18 protein-coding genes are annotated in these 16,125 nt (G+C 71.0%); 14 read left to right on the forward strand and 4 right to left on the reverse strand.

Annotated elements, in window-relative coordinates; genetic code table 11:
* Positions 1-75 precede the first annotated feature (75 nt).
* Genes OHA98_RS09570 through OHA98_RS09580 form a run of 3 tightly spaced genes read left to right on the forward strand, consistent with a single transcriptional unit; the run spans position 76 to position 3,044 of the window.
* The gene (locus tag OHA98_RS09570; protein ID WP_266924234.1) at positions 76-828 is read left to right on the forward strand and encodes a 1-acyl-sn-glycerol-3-phosphate acyltransferase; all 753 of its coding nucleotides are present in this window, start codon (positions 76-78) and stop codon (positions 826-828) included.
* Entirely contained in the window at positions 825-1,835 is a 1,011-nt protein-coding gene (locus tag OHA98_RS09575; RefSeq protein ID WP_266924236.1) for an NAD(P)H-dependent glycerol-3-phosphate dehydrogenase, read from the forward strand. Before OHA98_RS09570 ends, OHA98_RS09575 begins: the two co-directional genes overlap by 4 nt.
* A 33-nt stretch (positions 1,836-1,868) precedes the next feature.
* The gene (locus OHA98_RS09580; protein ID WP_266924238.1) at positions 1,869-3,044 is read left to right on the forward strand and encodes a D-alanine--D-alanine ligase family protein; all 1,176 of its coding nucleotides are present in this window, start codon (positions 1,869-1,871) and stop codon (positions 3,042-3,044) included.
* A gap of 66 nt (positions 3,045-3,110) precedes the next feature.
* Here the strand turns inward: OHA98_RS09580 and OHA98_RS09585 are convergent, their stop codons facing one another.
* Positions 3,111-3,599, reverse strand: coding sequence for a DUF3515 domain-containing protein (locus OHA98_RS09585; RefSeq protein WP_266924240.1), 489 nt, complete (start codon positions 3,597-3,599; stop codon positions 3,111-3,113).
* A gap of 20 nt (positions 3,600-3,619) precedes the next feature.
* Complete coding sequence (locus OHA98_RS09590; protein WP_266924242.1) at positions 3,620-3,853, reverse strand: Lrp/AsnC family transcriptional regulator; 234 nt, start codon at positions 3,851-3,853, stop codon at positions 3,620-3,622.
* A 219-nt stretch (positions 3,854-4,072) separates the two neighbouring features.
* Here OHA98_RS09590 and OHA98_RS09595 point away from each other — a divergent pair, with 219 nt between their 5' ends.
* Positions 4,073-5,044, forward strand: a complete 972-nt coding sequence (locus OHA98_RS09595; protein ID WP_266924244.1) for a thiamine-phosphate kinase — start codon at positions 4,073-4,075, stop codon at positions 5,042-5,044.
* 10 nt (positions 5,045-5,054) lie between these two features.
* Positions 5,055-5,861: a bifunctional hydroxymethylpyrimidine kinase/phosphomethylpyrimidine kinase gene (gene thiD, locus OHA98_RS09600; RefSeq protein ID WP_266924246.1), complete on the forward strand. Its 807-nt coding sequence runs from the start codon at positions 5,055-5,057 to the stop codon at positions 5,859-5,861.
* 87 nt (positions 5,862-5,948) lie between these two features.
* On the opposite strand, the gene rpmB is transcribed toward thiD, so the two are convergent.
* Positions 5,949-6,134 (reverse strand): 50S ribosomal protein L28, encoded by a 186-nt coding sequence (rpmB, locus tag OHA98_RS09605; RefSeq protein ID WP_030928661.1) that lies wholly within the window; start codon positions 6,132-6,134, stop codon positions 5,949-5,951.
* 256 nt (positions 6,135-6,390) lie between these two features.
* On the opposite strand from rpmB, the gene OHA98_RS09610 reads away from it, so the two are divergent.
* The 9 genes from OHA98_RS09610 (at position 6,391) to mutM (ending at position 15,678) form a co-directional block, all read left to right on the forward strand.
* Positions 6,391-8,058 (forward strand): DAK2 domain-containing protein, encoded by a 1,668-nt coding sequence (locus tag OHA98_RS09610; RefSeq protein ID WP_266924248.1) that lies wholly within the window; start codon positions 6,391-6,393, stop codon positions 8,056-8,058.
* A gap of 60 nt (positions 8,059-8,118) precedes the next feature.
* A complete protein-coding gene (gene recG / locus OHA98_RS09615; RefSeq protein ID WP_266924250.1) occupies positions 8,119-10,350 on the forward strand; it encodes an ATP-dependent DNA helicase RecG in 2,232 nt (743 codons plus the stop codon).
* Between the two features lie 214 nt (positions 10,351-10,564).
* Complete coding sequence (gene rsmD, locus OHA98_RS09620) at positions 10,565-11,149, forward strand: 16S rRNA (guanine(966)-N(2))-methyltransferase RsmD (RefSeq protein WP_266924252.1); 585 nt, start codon at positions 10,565-10,567, stop codon at positions 11,147-11,149.
* A 26-nt stretch (positions 11,150-11,175) separates the two neighbouring features.
* Positions 11,176-11,655 carry a pantetheine-phosphate adenylyltransferase gene (gene coaD, locus OHA98_RS09625; RefSeq protein ID WP_266927832.1) on the forward strand — a complete coding sequence of 160 codons (480 nt, stop codon included), beginning with the start codon at positions 11,176-11,178 and terminating at the stop codon, positions 11,653-11,655.
* Positions 11,656-11,752: 97 nt separating this feature from the next.
* Positions 11,753-12,838 (forward strand): cell division initiation protein, encoded by a 1,086-nt coding sequence (locus OHA98_RS09630; RefSeq protein ID WP_266924254.1) that lies wholly within the window; start codon positions 11,753-11,755, stop codon positions 12,836-12,838.
* Positions 12,839-13,001: 163 nt separating this feature from the next.
* The gene (locus OHA98_RS09635; RefSeq protein ID WP_266924256.1) at positions 13,002-13,667 is read left to right on the forward strand and encodes a DUF177 domain-containing protein; all 666 of its coding nucleotides are present in this window, start codon (positions 13,002-13,004) and stop codon (positions 13,665-13,667) included.
* Positions 13,668-13,669: 2 nt separating this feature from the next.
* Positions 13,670-13,843, forward strand: a complete 174-nt coding sequence (gene rpmF, locus OHA98_RS09640) for a 50S ribosomal protein L32 (RefSeq protein WP_003965982.1) — start codon at positions 13,670-13,672, stop codon at positions 13,841-13,843.
* A 19-nt stretch (positions 13,844-13,862) separates the two neighbouring features.
* Positions 13,863-14,687, forward strand: a complete 825-nt coding sequence (gene rnc, locus OHA98_RS09645) for a ribonuclease III (protein WP_266924258.1) — start codon at positions 13,863-13,865, stop codon at positions 14,685-14,687.
* Positions 14,688-14,817: 130 nt separating this feature from the next.
* Positions 14,818-15,678: a bifunctional DNA-formamidopyrimidine glycosylase/DNA-(apurinic or apyrimidinic site) lyase gene (mutM, locus tag OHA98_RS09650; protein WP_266924260.1), complete on the forward strand. Its 861-nt coding sequence runs from the start codon at positions 14,818-14,820 to the stop codon at positions 15,676-15,678.
* On the opposite strand, the gene OHA98_RS09655 is transcribed toward mutM, so the two are convergent.
* Complete coding sequence (locus OHA98_RS09655) at positions 15,651-16,025, reverse strand: helix-turn-helix domain-containing protein (protein ID WP_266924262.1); 375 nt, start codon at positions 16,023-16,025, stop codon at positions 15,651-15,653. The two genes, mutM and OHA98_RS09655, sit on opposite strands and share 28 nt — an antisense overlap.
* Positions 16,026-16,125: the final 100 nt, after the last annotated feature.

A 16,125-nucleotide genomic window follows, 5' to 3' on the forward strand; every position in this document is an offset into this window, starting at 1 on the left:
AGCAGGGGCCTGGGGCGAGACTTGACCGTCGGTAGCCAGGCAGCAGTAGGTCGCGTATCAGAGGAAGGTGTCCGAGTGTCCCGCCGAAGAATCGGCTTTTGGTACCGCTTGGCGGCGGTCATCGCCAAACCGCCATTGGTGGTTCTGTTCAAGCGCGACTGGCGGGGAATGGAACACATTCCGGCCGACGGCGGATTCATCACGGCGGTCAACCACAACTCGTATCTCGACCCGCTCTCGTACGGACATTTCCAGTACAACACCGGCCGGGTGCCGCGGCTCCTGGCGAAGGCGGGCCTCTTCCGCACCCCCTTCGTCGGAATGATGCTGCGGGGCACCGGCCAGATCCCCGTCTACCGTGAGACGACCAACGCGCTGGACGCGTTCCGTGCCGCCGTGGACGCCATCGAACGGGGCGAGTGCGTCGCCTTCTACCCCGAGGGCACCCTCACCCGCGACCCCGACATGTGGCCGATGGCCGGCAAGACCGGCGCCGCCCGCGTCGCGCTGATGACCAGGGCACCGGTCATCCCCGTCGCCCAGTGGGGCGCCAATCTCGCGATGCCGCCGTACGCCAAGGAGAACAAGCTCAGGCTGTTCCCCCGCAAGACCCTCCAGGTACAGGCGGGACCGCCCGTCGACCTCAGCCGTTTCTACGGAATGGAGCCGACGCCCGACGTGCTGCGGCAGGCGACCGAGGCCATCATGGCCGCGGTCACCGCCCAGCTGGAGATCGTGCGTGGCGAGAAGGCCCCCGCGGAGCTCTACGATCACCGCAAAGCCCGTGCTGAACTACGGCGCAAGGCCCAGGGAAAGGGACCCACGTGACGCACCCCGTAAAAGCAGCCGTCTTCGGAACCGGCTCATGGGGTACGGCTTTCGGCGTGATCCTCGCCGACGCAGGCTGCGAGGTCACCCTCTGGGGACGCCGCGCCGAAGTCGCCGAGACCATCAACACGACCCGTACCAACCCCGACTACCTGCCGGGCATCGAGCTTCCGGCTTCGGTCCGGGCCACCACCGACGCCGCCGAGGCGCTGCGCGGCGCCGAGTTCGCCTTCCTCGTCGTGCCCTCGCAGACGCTGCGCGCCAACCTCGCCGACTGGGCCCCGCACCTGGAGGACCGCACCGTCCTCGTCTCCCTGATGAAGGGCGTCGAACTCGGCACCGCCAAGCTGATGAGCGAGGTCATCGCGGACGTCACCAAGGTCACCGCGGACCGTATCGCCGTCATCTCCGGGCCCAACCTCGCCAAGGAGATCGCCGAACGCCGCCCCGCCGCGGCCGTCGTCGCCTGCCAGGACGAGTCCGTGGCCCAGCGCCTCCAGGCCGCCTGCCACACCCCGTACTTCCGCCCGTACACCAACACCGACGTGGTCGGCTGCGAGCTCGGCGGCGCCGTGAAGAATGTCATCGGTCTCGCCGTCGGCATCGCCGACGGCATGGGCCTCGGCGACAACGCCAAGGGCTCGCTCATCACCCGCGGCCTCGCCGAGACCACCCGCCTGGGCGTGGCCATGGGCGCCGATCCGCTGACCTTCTCCGGAATGGCGGGCCTCGGCGACCTGGTGGCGACCTGCTCCTCGCCGCTCTCGCGCAACCACACCTTCGGCACCAACCTCGGGCGCGGCATGACGCTCCAGGAGACGATCGCCGTCACCAGGCAGACCGCCGAGGGCGTCAAGTCCTGCGAATCGGTGCTCGACCTGGCCCGCCGGCACGGCGTCGACATGCCCATCACCGAAACGGTCGTCGGCATCGTCCACGAGGGCAAGCCGCCGGTCGTCGCGCTCAAGGAGCTGATGTCGCGCAGCGCCAAGGCCGAGCGGCGCTGACGTCTCTCTTCCAGCAGGTACGCTCATCGTGATATGAGCAGCGAGAACCTCCCCCAGAGCCCTGAGCGCCCCGAGAGCCCTGAGCCGCAGCGCCGTAAGCCGCGCGTGGCTGTCGTGTTCGGCGGCCGCAGCTCCGAACACGGCATCTCGGTCGTCACGGCCGGCGCCGTGCTGAACGCCATCGACCGGACCAAGTACGACGTGATGCCGATCGGCATCACGACGGACGGGCGCTGGGCGCTCACCGCCGACGAGCCCGGACGCATGGCCATCAGCGACCGGCAGGTGCCCAATGTGGCGCAGCTGGCCGAGACCGCCGAGGGCACCGTGGTGCTCTCCGTCGATCCCGGCAGCCGTGAAGTCGTCTACAGCGAACCGGGCTCGGTGCCCAAGGCGCTCGGCGAGGTCGACGTCGTCTTCCCCGTGCTGCACGGCCCGTACGGGGAGGACGGCACGCTCCAGGGGCTCCTCGATCTCGCCGGTGTGCCCTACGTCGGAGCCGGTGTCCTCGCCTCGGCGGTGGGCCAGGACAAGGAGTACATGAAGCGGGTCTTCCTCTCCTTCGGGCTGCCCGTCGGACCGTACGAGGTCGTACGCCCCCGGGAGTGGGACGGCGACCGCGCGGCCGCCCGCAAGCGCATCGTCGACTTCGCCGGCGAGCACGGCTGGCCGCTCTTCATCAAGCCCGCCCGCGGCGGCTCCTCGATGGGCATCAGCAAGGTCGACGACCTCGCCGGTCTGGACGAGGCGATCGAGGAGGCCCGCCGCCACGACCCCAAGTTCCTCGTCGAGTCGCTGCTGCGCGGCCGCGAGATCGAGTGCGGGGTGCTGGAGTTCGAGGACGGGCCGCGGGCCAGTGTGCCCGCCGAGATCCCGCCGGTGACCGCACACGACTTCTACGACTTCGAGGCCAAGTACATCGACTCGGCCGCCGGTCTGGTGCCCGCCCCGCTCACCGCGGAGCAGACCGCCGAGGTCCAGCGCCTCGCCGTCGCCGCCTTCGAGGCCGTCTCCTGCGAAGGGCTGGTGCGCGCCGATTTCTTCCTCACCGAGGACGGCGGCTTCGTCATCAATGAGATCAACACCCTGCCGGGGTTCACCCCGATCTCGATGTACCCGCGGATGTGGCAGGAGAGCGGCGTGGACTACCCGGAGCTGGTGGACCGGCTGATCCAGGCCGCGCTGACCCGTTCCACCGGACTGCGCTGACCCATTGCGGCGGACCGGGCCGGCCCGTTCCGGCGGCCCGGCCCGGACCGCCGTCTCCCGGCCCGCTCAGAGACTGTCCGGAACCGTCTTCTTGACCGGGGCGGCGAACGCGGCCAGCGGGCTGGCGTCGTGGGCGTACTCCTCGGAGAGGGTGACCTCGACATACGCCTCGCGGTACGTGGTGGTGAAACGCGGACCGGCGTCCTGGCGCTGTTCCAGCATCCAGTTGACGCCGTCCGCTTCGATCGCCTTGGACTGGGCGTCGTCCATCTTCGCGGGCCGCGGCACACCGCAGCGCAGTACGATCGCCCCGTCCCCCCAGCCGGCGGTCAGCTCCGAATCCGGTCCGGGATCACTCCGTTCGAGGTCGACGACGGTCTGCGGCAGCGCCTTGTGCAGCGCTTCGCAGTACGCGGCGGCCTCGGACGGCGGGGTGGGAACCGCGACAGGGGGCTGGCCGTGGCTGGAGGAACAGCCCGCCGCGGCCAGGACCAGCAGGGCAGCGGACGGACCGAGGAACAGCGAGCGGGAGGACCGGCGGCGGAAAGACGTCACCGGCCCAGCCTAGACGGGGGTCAGAGGTGGACGATCGGGCAGGTCAGTGTCCGCGTGATGCCGTCCACCTGCTGCACCTTGGCGACCACCATGCGGCCGAGCTCATCGACCGTGTCGGCCTGGGCCCGCACGATCACGTCGTAGGGACCGGTGACGTCCTCTGCCTGGATGACTCCCGGAATCTTGGCGATGGTCTCGGCGACGGTCGACGCCTTGCCCACCTCGGTCTGAATAAGGATGTACGCCTGTACCACGGAACCTCCAGGGCGGCCACGAGGATCATGTGGGGGAAAGGGACGCCACGGTATCGCGTTGCCGCGGGCCGCGGGGAGACCTGTGGGCCGGATGACGTCCACAGCGTGGCGTACAGACAACAGAAGTTGACGTATCTCTTGACGGTACCGACAGCAGTGACGGCTCGCGACCGGGGGCCCGGACGGGTGTCCGGGGCGATAAATGAGAGGTGAGACTCGGTGAAGGGAACCGTGGGCGAGTTGGGGGAGTTCGGGCTCATCAGGGAGCTGACTTCCCGGCTCACCACCACTCCGGCGGTACGGCTGGGGCCCGGCGACGACGCCGCGGTCGTGGCCGCTCCCGACCGCAGGGTCGTGGTCAGTACGGACATCCTGCTGGAGGGGCGGCACTTCCGCCGCGACTGGTCGACGGCGTACGACGTCGGGCGCAAGGCCGCCGCTCAGAACCTCGCCGACATCGCGGCCATGGGTGCCGTGCCCACCGCGCTGCTCCTCGGTCTCGTCGTCCCCGCCGACCTCCCGGTCACCTGGGCCGCCGAACTCATGGACGGCCTGCGCGACGAGTGCCAGGTCGCGGGCGCGGCCGTGGTCGGGGGCGACGTCGTCGGCGGCGACACCATCACCGTCTCGATCACCGCCCTCGGCGACCTGCGCAACCACGAACCGGTCACCCGGTCCGGCGCCCGGCCCGGTGACGTCGTCGCCGTCACCGGCTGGCTCGGCTGGTCCGCCGCCGGGTACGCCGTCCTCTCCCGGGGCTTCCGCTCGCCCCGCGCGTTCGTCGAGGCCCACCGCCGTCCCGAACCGCCGTACCACGCGGGCCCCGCGGCGGCCGGACTCGGTGCCACCGCGATGACGGACGTCAGCGACGGACTGGTCGCCGACCTCGGGCACATCGCCGAGGCCAGCAAGGTCCGCATCGATCTGCGGTCCGGGCTCATCGACATTCCCTCGCAGATGTCCGACATCGGCCAGGCCGTCGGCGTCGACCCCCTCCAGTGGGTGCTCACCGGGGGGGAGGACCACGCGATCGTCGCGACCTTCCCCCAGGACGTGAAGCTCCCGGCCCGCTGGAAGGTGATCGGCGAGGTCCTGAACCCCTCCGCCCTGCCCCAGGTCACGGTGGACGGAGCGCCCTGGACCAGCAAGGGCGGCTGGGACCACTTCGGGAACATCGAGGACGCCCAGTAGATTGCGGCGTATGCCCATACGTACCGCCGCACCACCCCGTGTCCTGACCGTCGCCGGATCCGATTCCGGCGGCGGCGCGGGCGTGCAGGCCGACCTGAAGACCATGCTGGCCCTCGGCGTGCACGGCATGAGCGTGCTGACCGCCGTCACCGCCCAGAACTCCCGGGGCGTCCAGGGAGTCTGGGAGCTTCCGGTGGAAGCCGTCACCGCCCAGTACCGCAGCGTCGTCGACGACATCGGCGTCCAGGCGGTGAAGACCGGCATGCTCGCCTCGGCCGCCCTCGTCGAGACCGTCGCCGAGCTGCTCGCCAGCACCGAGGCGCCGGTCGTCGTCGACCCGGTGGGCGTCTCCAAGCACGGGGACGCGCTGCTGGCCGCCGAGGCGCTCGATTCCGTACGGACGAAGCTGCTGCCCGTCGCGACGGTCGCCACCCCGAACCTCGACGAGGTGGCACAGCTCACCGGCACCGTCGTCACCGGCGAGAGCGACATGCGCCGGGCGGCGGCCGGAATCCTGGCGTACGGGCCGCGCTGGGTGGTCATCAAGGGCGGCCATCTGCCGGGCGAGGCCGTGGACCTGCTGACCGACGGCAGCCAGGAGCACTGGCTGCGCGCACCCCGGCACGACAACCGGCACACCCATGGCACCGGCTGCACCCTCGCCTCCGCCATCGCCGCCTCGCTCGCCCTCGGCCAGGACGTCCCCACGGCCGTAAGGAGCGCGAAGGAGTACGTCACCGGGGCGATCGAGGCCGGATTCCCGCTCGGCGGCGGCATCGGACCCGTCGACCACGGCTGGCGCACCCGGCAGCGCTGAACGGCCGCCGTGGGTACAGCAAAAAGCCGGTCCACCGAGGTGGACCGGCTTTTTGGGCAACCGGAAGGCTGCGCTACGACGGGAACGTCAGCGCGCGACCTTGCCGGCCTTGATGCACGAGGTGCAGACGTTGAGCCGCTTCGGCGTCCGACCGACCACGGCACGCACGCGCTGGATGTTGGGATTCCAGCGACGGGACGTACGGCGGTGCGAGTGCGAAATGTTGTTGCCGAAGCCCGGCCCCTTGCCGCAGACGTCGCAGTTGGCAGCCACGGGTCACTCCAAAGACTTCAGGTGCACTTACAGTGAATTCCGGCGCGCCGGAATCATTTGACTGAAGTGGCGGTACCGGAGGTATGGCCCGACTTTCATCGGGCAACCGAAGCAGCATACAACGGCTGCTCCGGAGATACGAAACTACCACGGCTGGGCCCACCGTCCGCCCGCCCCCTGTTCCGGACCCACCCGTCGCGGGCGGGCTACCCTGCGGTGCAGCCCGCTGCCACGGCCGCTTCAAGGAGGACCATCGGTGCCGCAGCTCCCCGACGATCTGGACGCCGTCGCGGTGCGCACCTGGTGCTCACTGGCCCTGGAGGCCCTGGGCCGGGAGCGCGCGGAGATCGATGCGATCAATGTCTATCCCGTCGCCGACGGTGACACCGGCACCAACCTCTATCTGACCGTGGAATCCGCGGCGGCGGCCGTCGAGGCAGTGTTCGCCGCCCATGAGACCGGCTCCACCGCGCCCGCCACCGCCGACGCCGTACGCGCCATGGCGCACGGAGCGCTGATCGGCGCCCGGGGGAACTCCGGCACCATCCTGGCCCAGCTGCTGCGCGGGATGGCGGGGGTGCTGGCCGACGGCGGCGGGGAGGACCGGCTGCGCGAGGCCTTCGCCCGCGCGGCGTCGGCCGCCCGGCAGGCTGTGGCCCACCCCGTCGAGGGCACGGTGCTCACCGTCGCGACCGCGGCCGCCGAAGCCGCGCGGGACGCGGGCCCCGGCCTCGCCGCGGTGGTGCGGGCGGCGTACGACGGCGCGCGCACCGCGCTGGAGGCGACCCCGGGCCAGCTCGCCGTCCTCGGCCGCGCGGGCGTCGTGGACGCGGGCGGACGGGGGCTGCTCGCGGTACTCGGCGCGCTGCTGGAGACGGTGTCGGGGCAGGCGCCGGTGCGCCGCTCCTGGGCGGTCCCCGCGGTGCTTCCGGAGCCGGCGCACGGCGGGGGCGGCACGGCCGACGGGCGCGCGGACGGGGGCGCGGACGACTGCCCGGACGGAGGGAGCGGTCCCGCCTTCGAGGTGATCTACCTGCTGGAGGCCCACGACGAGGCCGTGGACCGGCTGCGGACCCGGCTGGACGCGCTCGGGGACTCCCTGGTCGTGGTCGGCGGCGACGGGCTGTGGAACGTACACGTCCATGTCGACGACGCGGGAGCGGCGGTGGAGGCCGGGGTCGAGGCCGGACGGCCGTACCGGATCGGGATCACCCACTTCGGCGCCGACGGCCTGCTCGACACCCGCCCCCACACGGAGCCCGCCCGGCGCGCCGTCGTCGTCGTGGTTCCCGGCGACGGGCTGGCCGGGCTGTGCACGGAGGCCGGCGCGACCACCGTGATCGCGCGCCCCGGCGAACCGCCCGCCAGCGGCGAACTGGTCGACGCGATCCGCCGGGCCCACGCCCGCGAGGTGGTCCTCCTGCCCAACGACGCGGCGCTGCGGCACACCGCGGGGGCCGCCGCCGAGCAGGCCAGGACCGAGGGGGTCCGGGTCGCCCTGATTCCCACCCGCGCGGCCGTCCAGGGCATCGCCGCGCTCGCCGTCCACGAGGCGGACCGCAGCTTCGACGAGGACGTGGTCGCGATGACCGCGGCCGCGGGCGCCACCCGGTACGCCGAACTGGCCGTCGCCGAACGGCAGTCGTGGACCATGGCCGGCATCTGTCAGGCGGGCGACATCCTCGGCCTGATCGACGGGGACGTCGCCGTCATCGGCGCCGACGTGCCCGCGACGGCCCGCACGGTCCTGGACCGGATGCTGGCCTCGGGCGGCGAACTGGTCACCCTCGTCCTCGGCGAGAACGTGCCGGACGCCCTGGCCGACGCCCTCACCGAGCATGTGCGCGAGGGCTATCTCGCCGTGGACACCGTGGTCTACCGGGGCGGTCACCAGAGCGCACCGCTGCTGATCGGCGTCGAGTAACCCCTTCGCGAGGGGCGCGCCGGGCCGCGCGGGGGACAGGTGTCAGTGCCGTGGTGTGCAATGGACCGCGTGTCTGCGTTCGATGAACCCCTCAAGAAGCTGCTCGGCGGAGCCACCGCGAAGGTGATGGCCGAACACCTCGACCTGCACACGGTCGGTGATCTGCTGCACCACTACCCGCGGCGGTACGAGGAGCGCGGTCAGCTCACGGCACTGGCGGACCTCCCGCTCGACGAGCATGTGACGGTCGTCGCGCAGGTCGCCGACGCCCGTGTCGCGGTGTTCAACAACGGCCGCGGCAAGCGTCTGGAAGTGACCCTCACCGACGGCAGCGGCCGGCTCCAGCTGGTCTTCTTCGGCCACGGCGTCCACAAGCCCCACAAGGAGCTGCTGCCCGGCCGCCGGGCGATGTTCGCGGGCAAGGTCTCCGTCTTCAACCGCAGGATGCAGCTCGCCCACCCCACGTACCAGCTGCTGGACGCCGCGGACGCGGACGAGGCGACGGAGGCCGTGGACGCCTTCGCCGGGCGGCTGCTGCCCATCTATCCCGCCTGCAAGCAGCTCGACTCCTGGCGGATCGCCAAGGCCGTGGACGCCGTGCTGCCCAGCGCGCGGGACGCCGTGGACCCGCTGCCCGAGGCGCTGCGCGAGGGCCGCGGCTTCACCCCGCTGCCGGAGGCGCTGCTCAAGGTGCACCGGCCGCAGACGAAGGCGGACATCGCCGACGCCAAGGAGCGGCTGAAGTGGGACGAGGCGTTCGTCCTCCAGGTCGCGCTCGCCCGCAGACGGTACGCCGACACCCAACTCCCGGCCGTGGCACGCAGGCCGGTGCCCGACGGGCTGCTGGACGCGTTCGACGCCAAGCTGCCCTTCACCCTGACCGAAGGGCAGCGGAAGGTCACCGGCGAGATCTTCGACGACCTGGCGACCGAGCACCCGATGCACCGCCTCCTCCAGGGCGAGGTCGGCAGCGGCAAGACCATGGTCGCCCTGCGCGCCATGCTCGCGGTCGTCGACGCGGGCGGGCAGGCGGCCATGCTCGCGCCCACCGAGGTACTCGCCCAGCAGCACCACCGGTCCGTCACCGAGATGATGGGCGAGCTGGCCGAGGGGGGCATGCTCGGCGGCTCCGACCGGGGCACCAAGGTCGTCCTGCTCACCGGCTCCATGGGTGTCCCCGCCCGGCGGCAGGCACTGCTCGACCTGGTCACCGGAGAAGCCGGGATCGTGATCGGCACCCACGCGCTGATCGAGGACAAGGTGCGGTTCCACGACCTGGGCCTGGTCGTCGTCGACGAGCAGCACCGCTTCGGCGTGGAGCAGCGCGACGCCCTCCGGTCCAAGGCGCACTCCCAGGGGGAAAGACGGTCGCCCCATCTGCTGGTCATGACCGCCACCCCCATCCCCCGTACGGTCGCGATGACGGTGTTCGGCGATCTGGAGACCTCCGTACTGGACCAGCTCCCGGCCGGCCGCTCGCCCATCGCCAGCCATGTCGTCCCCGCCAAGGACAAGCCGCACTTCCTCGCCCGCGCCTGGGAGCGGGTCCGTGAGGAGGTCGAGAACGGCCATCAGGCGTATGTCGTCTGTCCCCGCATCGGTGACGACGCCGATGAGGCGGCCGGGGAGAAGAAGAAGGGAAGGAAGGCCGGGGCGCCCGAGGACGACGGCGAGAAGCGGCCGCCGCTCGCCGTGCTGGAGATCGCCGAGGAACTGCGCAGGGGCGCGCTGGCCGGACTCCGGATCGAGGTGCTGCACGGCAGGATGCACCCGGACGACAAGGACGACGTGATGCGCCGCTTCGCCGCGGGGCAGGTCGATGTGCTGGTCGCCACGACCGTCATCGAGGTCGGGGTCAACGTTCCCAACGCCACCGCCATGGTGATCATGGACGCCGACCGGTTCGGCGTATCGCAGCTGCACCAGTTGCGGGGCCGGGTCGGCCGCGGCTCCGCCCCCGGGCTGTGTCTGCTGGTCAGCGAGGCGCACGAGGCCAGTCCCGCGCGGGCCAGACTCGGCGCCGTCGCCGCCACCCTCGACGGCTTCGAGCTCTCCCGGATCGACCTGGAGCAGCGCCGTGAGGGCGATGTCCTCGGCCAGGCCCAGTCCGGCGTCCGCTCCTCGCTGCGGATGCTCACCGTCATCGACGACGAGGAGGTCATCGCCGCCGCCCGTGAGGAGGCCGTCGCGATCGTCGCGGCCGACCCGGAGCTGGAGCACCTGCCGGCGCTGCGGACCGCGCTGGACGCCCTGCTGGACAAGGACCGTGAGGAGTATCTCGACAAGGGGTGAGAGGAAGGGGCGAGGAGAGGGGCGCGGAGGCCGGCGGGTGGCAGGGGCCCCTGCCCGGCCCGGGGGCGGAAGAGGCGCTGAGGCCGGAGCCGGGAGCGGTGCGAAGGCCCGGCAGGCGGAGGTGCGAAGGCCGGGGCGGGCCCGACGCCATATCGTGGGTGCACGGCACACCGTCGCCCTGTGTGCCGCCCCACGACCCGAGGACCAGTCACCCATGACCCGCGTGATCGCCGGCTCGGCCGGCGGACGCCGCCTGGCCGTCCCGCCCGGCACCGGCACCCGCCCCACCTCCGACCGCGCGCGTGAGGGCCTGTTCTCCACGTGGGAAGCGCTCCTCGGCACCCTCGACGGCATCCGCATCGCCGATCTGTACGCCGGTTCCGGCGCCGTCGGCCTCGAAGCGCTCTCCCGGGGCGCCGCCCACGCGCTCCTCGTCGAGGCCGACGCGAAGGCCGCCCGCACCGTCCGGGACAACGTCCGCACGCTCGGTCTGCCCGGCGCCGAGGTCCGTAACGGCAAAGCCGAGCAGATCGTGACAGGACCCGCGCCCGCAGAGCCCTACGACGTGGTCTTCCTGGACCCGCCGTACGCCGTCACCGATGGCGATCTTGGCGAGATCCTGCTCACACTCCGTGCTCAGGGCTGGCTCACCGGCGATGCACTCGTCACCGTGGAGCGCAGCACCAGAGGCGGAGAATTCGGCTGGCCGCAAGGATTCGAGCCACTGCGGGCCCGTCGCTACGGCGAGGGAACGTTTTGGTACGGTCGCGCCGCCTCTACGTGCGAAGACGCACGATGACCGGACCGGAGAGCGAGGGAATCACGTTGCGCCGCGCCGTCTGTCCGGGGTCGTTCGACCCCATCACCAACGGACATCTCGACATCATTGGCCGAGCCTCGAAGCTGTACGACGTCGTACACGTCGCGGTGATGATCAACCAGTCGAAGAAAGGACTCTTCGAGGTGGAGGAGCGGATAGATCTGATCCGCCAGGTCACCTCCGACTTCGGCAACGTCGAGGTCGAGTCCTTCCACGGCCTGCTGGTCGACTTCTGCAAGCAGCGCGAGATCCCGGCGATCGTGAAGGGCCTGCGGGCCGTGAGCGACTTCGACTACGAACTCCAGATGGCCCAGATGAACAACGGCCTCTCCGGAGTCGAGACGCTCTTCGTGCCGACCAATCCCACCTACAGCTTCCTGTCGTCGTCCTTGGTCAAAGAGGTCGCGACCTGGGGCGGCGACGTCTCCCACCTGCTGCCGCCGGTTGTCCACGAAGCCCTCATAGAGCGCCTGGGCAAGCGGTGAGTCACTGACTGACCGTCACCAGGTGTCGGGCGGGAGCCGACTGGCCTTACAGTCGTCCCGTCCGGCTCCAACAGCAGCAGAGAGTGGCGAGCACACGGTGGACGTGCAGAAGAAGCTCGACGAGATCGTCGAAGCGGTCGGGAGCGCCCGCTCCATGCCCATGTCGGCGTCGTGCGTGGTCAACCGCGCCGAACTGCTCGCGATGCTCGAAGAGGTGCGGCAGGCCCTGCCCGGCTCGCTGGCCCAGGCCGCGGAGGTGATCGGCGGCCATGAGCAGCTGGTCGAGCAGGCCCGCCAGGAGGCCGGACGGATCATCGAGTCCGCCCACGCCCAGCGCGGAACACTCGTCTCCGACACCGAGATCGCCCGGCAGTCACGGAGCGAGGCCGACCGGATCCTCTCCGAGGCCCGCCGGGAGGCCGACGAGGTCCGGGCCGACGCCGACGAGTACGTCGACAGCAAGCTCGCCAACTTCGAGGTCGTCCTCACCAAGACCATCGGCTCCGTGGACCGCGGCCGCGAGAAGCTGCTGGGCCGGGGGCAGGGACTGGACGAGCAGGGATACCAGGACCCGGACTTCGCCGAGGCGCCCGAGCGCAGCGCCGACCCGGCCACGCTCCAGCGCCGCGCCGACGAGTACGTCGACACCAAGCTCGGCGCCTTCGAGGCGGTGCTCGCCAAGACCCTGGAGGCGGTCGGCCGGGGCCGGCAGAAGCTGCACGGCCGGGTGGCCGGCGACGACCTCGGTGCGCACATGGCCGCCCAGGACGCCGCAGGCAGCCAGGGGCACACCAGCGACGCCGACTACCTCGCGGGTCTGGCCGAGCTCGCCACCCCGGACCCGCAGCAGCAGCCCCCGCAGCCGCGCTACCCGGCCCAGGCGCAGCCCGAGCCGCAGTACGCGCAGACGTACGCCTACCAGGAGCAGCCGCTCCAGCAGGACGTCTACGGCTACCAGCAGCAGCCCGACCCGTACGCCGCCTACCAGCAGCAGAGCTACGACCCCGGCTCCCTGCAGGCCCAGCAGGCCCAGCAGCCGCAGCAGGACTACGGCTGGCCCCAGCAGCCCGCCCAGCCGCCGGCTCCGGCCCCGCAGGGCGAGAGCGCACTGGACGAGACCAGCCTCTTCGACACCAGCATGATCGATCTGGAGCAGCTGCGCCGGTACGAACAGGGCCGCTGACCGTGGTGTCCCGGGCCGGTGGGCCCGGGGGCGGACCGGCCCGGATTGGGTGCTGAGCGGTACGTCAAGTATCCTGGCTCTTCGGTCGCGCGTAGATCCGCGATCCCGGCTGCCCGTTTCGACTCCGGACCGGGCCGGCCCCTCCCGATGCAGCACGACGCACATGATCGCGAAAGCAGGAAAAGCCCTGAACGGCCACCTCGACCACCGAAACCCTCTCGTGTTCGATACGCACGAGCTGGGCCGGCGTCCCGGTGCCCTCAAGCGGCTGACCCGCTCGGTGGAGGCGCCCAGGGATCTGGGTATCGACGGCGTCATCGGTGTGCCGGAAGGCGCACCCGTGGTGCTGGACATCCGCCTCGAATCGGTCATGGAAGGGGTGCTTGTCACAGGCACCGCCCGTGCATCGGCCGAGGGGGAGTGCGTAAGGTGTCTGGAGCCGCTGACCGTCAAGGTCGAAGCGGACTTCCAGGAGATGTTCTCGTACCCTGACGCCGATGACCGGGGCCGCGGCAAAGCGGCGGACCCGGTCGACGACGCCGAGGACGACGAGGACGTGTTCTTCCTTGAGGACGGCTTGTTCGACCTCGAGTCAGTGCTGCGTGACGCGGTAGTGCTCGCACTGCCCATGCAGCCGGTGTGCAAGGAGACCTGCCTCGGTCTGTGTTCCGAATGCGGAATCAGGCTGGACGAGAATCCCGGACACCACCACGATGCCGTCGACATCCGTTGGGCGGCACTGCAAGGACTCGCCGAGACCGTTCAGGACGGCGAGAAGGACAACATGGGCGGCGCCGAACCTGGCGTCGACGAGAAGCAGGAGAAGTAGCCGTGGCTGTTCCGAAGCGGAAGATGTCGCGCAGCAACACGCGCCACCGCCGGTCGCAGTGGAAGGCTGCGGTCCCCACCCTGGTTTCGTGCGAGCGTTGCCAGGAGCCGAAGCTCCAGCACATTGCGTGCCCGAGCTGCGGCACCTACAACAAGCGCCAGGTCCTCGAGGTCTGAGCGGCTGGTGAGAGGCCCGATGTCTGAGTTGTCCAGTGCCAAGAAGCAGGCAGACAACGTCAACACAGCCTCGTCCCACACGCTTCTGGAAGGGCGGCTCGGGTATCACCTCGAGTCCGCCCTTCTGGTGCGTGCGCTGACCCACCGTTCGTACGCATACGAGAACGGCGGCCTGCCCACCAACGAGCGGCTCGAATTCCTCGGGGATTCGGTGCTCGGCCTGGTGGTCACGGACACGCTGTACCGCACCCACCCCGACCTGCCCGAAGGCCAGCTGGCCAAGTTGCGGGCCGCGGTGGTCAACTCGCGTGCACTTGCGGAAGTGGGCCGCGGCCTCGAACTCGGCTCCTTCATCCGGCTCGGCCGCGGTGAAGAGGGCACGGGGGGCCGGGACAAGGCTTCCATCCTCGCCGACACCCTTGAAGCGGTGATCGGCGCGGTCTATCTCGACCAGGGCCTCAGTGCGGCCTCGGAGCTGGTTCACCGGCTCTTCGACCCGCTGATCGACAGGTCCTCGAACCTCGGCGCCGGCCTGGACTGGAAGACCAGTCTCCAGGAACTCACCGCGAGCGAGAGCCTCGGAGTCCCCGAGTACCTCGTCACGGAGACCGGCCCGGACCACGAGAAGACCTTCACTGCTGCTGCTCGCGTCGGTGGTGTCTCGTACGGCACCGGCACCGGCCGTAGCAAGAAGGAAGCGGAGCAGCAGGCGGCGGAATCCGCCTGGCGTGAGATCAGCGCCGCCGCGGAAGCGCGGGAGGCCGCGGCGAAGGCCGCAGCCGACGGAGGGGTCGCCGACACCCCTGCCGACCCGTCGCCGCACACGGACGCCGCTCCGGCCTGAACCGACCGGGAACCCCTCGGTGCCTCGCGCACCGGGGGGTTCTCGCTGTCCGCGCGGCGCTCGCCCGCCGCCGCGCGTCCTTCGCCGTCCCCACCGTCCCGTACCACCACGTCGTTCCAGGAGCGCCATCGTGCCCGAGCTTCCCGAGGTAGAAGTCGTACGGCGAGGTCTGGAGCGCTGGGTCACCGGCCGCACCGTCACGGATGTCGAGGTCCTCCACCCGCGTGCGGTCCGCAGGCACCTCGCGGGCGGCGTGGATTTCGCGGCGCGGCTGCACGGGGCCCGGTTCGGTACGGCGATGCGCCGCGGCAAGTACCTCTGGGTGCCGCTGGACGACGCGTCCTCCTCGCTGCTCGGCCATCTCGGTATGAGCGGTCAGCTGCTCGTGCAGCCCGAGGACGCCGCGGACGAGAAGCATCTGCGGGTCAGGATCCGGTTCGACGACGCGCTCGGCACCGAACTGCGCTTCGTCGACCAGCGCACCTTCGGCGGGCTCTCGCTCCACGACAACACCCCGGACGGGCTGCCCGACACCATCGCGCACATCGCCCGCGACCCGCTCGACCCGGAGTTCGACGACGCCGCGTTCCACACGGCCCTGCGCCTGCGCCGTACGACGGTCAAGCGCGCCCTGCTCGACCAGTCGCTGATCAGCGGCGTCGGCAACATCTACGCCGACGAGGCCCTCTGGCGGGCCAGGCTGCACTTCGACCGGCCGACCGCGACGCTGACCCGGCCCAGGTCGGCCGAGCTGCTGGGCCATGCCCGCGATGTGATGAACGCGGCCCTCGACCAGGGTGGCACCAGCTTCGACAGCCTCTATGTGAACGTGAACGGTGAGTCCGGCTACTTCGACCGGTCGCTCGACGCCTACGGGCGGGAGGGCGAGCCGTGCCACCGCTGCGGTACCCCGATGCGCCGTCGGCCCTGGATGAACCGCTCCAGCTACTACTGCCCGCGCTGTCAGCGGCCGCCGCGCGCCTCGTCGTAACGCGTACGGGCCGCCAGCACCTCGGCCATCCGGCCCTCCACGAGCCCGATCAGCCCGATCAGCCGGCCGGCCACCTCACGGCCGAGCGGGGTGAGCTCGTAGTCCACCCGGGGCGGGTTGGTGGGCTGCGCCTCGCGGTGGACGAGTCCGTCGCGTTCCAGCGCGTGCAGGGTCTGGGAGAGCATCTTCTCGCTCACCCCGTCGACCCGGCGCCGCAGCTCGTTGAACCGGAGACCACCCTCGTACAGCGCGCCCAGCGTCAGGCTGCCCCAGCGCCCGGTGACATGCTCCAGCGTGCCGCGCGAGGGGCACTGCCGGGAGAAGACGTCGAAGGCGAGGCTGTCCATACGCGACAGCTTACGCCCGCACAGCGCTCACCAGGAGGGTGCGCTGTGCGGGCGAAAGCGGGTCGTGGGGGTGAGCGCCGGCCGGCGCGAGGGCCGGTGG

The organism is Streptomyces sp. NBC_00654 (genome assembly GCF_026341775.1).
Classification (GTDB): domain Bacteria; phylum Actinomycetota; class Actinomycetes; order Streptomycetales; family Streptomycetaceae; genus Streptomyces.

Excerpts from the sequence above, each read along its gene's own strand:
- OHA98_RS09635 (WP_266924256.1), top strand. The coding sequence starts at position 13,002 with ATGATCGCGAAAGCAGGAAAAGCCCTGAACGGCCACCTCGACCACCGA.
- thiD (WP_266924246.1), top strand. The coding sequence starts at position 5,055 with ATGCCCATACGTACCGCCGCACCACCCCGTGTCCTGACCGTCGCCGGA.
- rnc (WP_266924258.1), top strand. The coding sequence starts at position 13,863 with ATGTCTGAGTTGTCCAGTGCCAAGAAGCAGGCAGACAACGTCAACACA.
- recG (WP_266924250.1), top strand. The coding sequence starts at position 8,119 with ATGGACCGCGTGTCTGCGTTCGATGAACCCCTCAAGAAGCTGCTCGGC.
- OHA98_RS09580 (WP_266924238.1), top strand. The coding sequence starts at position 1,869 with ATGAGCAGCGAGAACCTCCCCCAGAGCCCTGAGCGCCCCGAGAGCCCT.
- rsmD (WP_266924252.1), top strand. The coding sequence starts at position 10,565 with ATGACCCGCGTGATCGCCGGCTCGGCCGGCGGACGCCGCCTGGCCGTC.
- OHA98_RS09655 (WP_266924262.1), bottom strand. The coding sequence starts at position 16,025 with ATGGACAGCCTCGCCTTCGACGTCTTCTCCCGGCAGTGCCCCTCGCGC.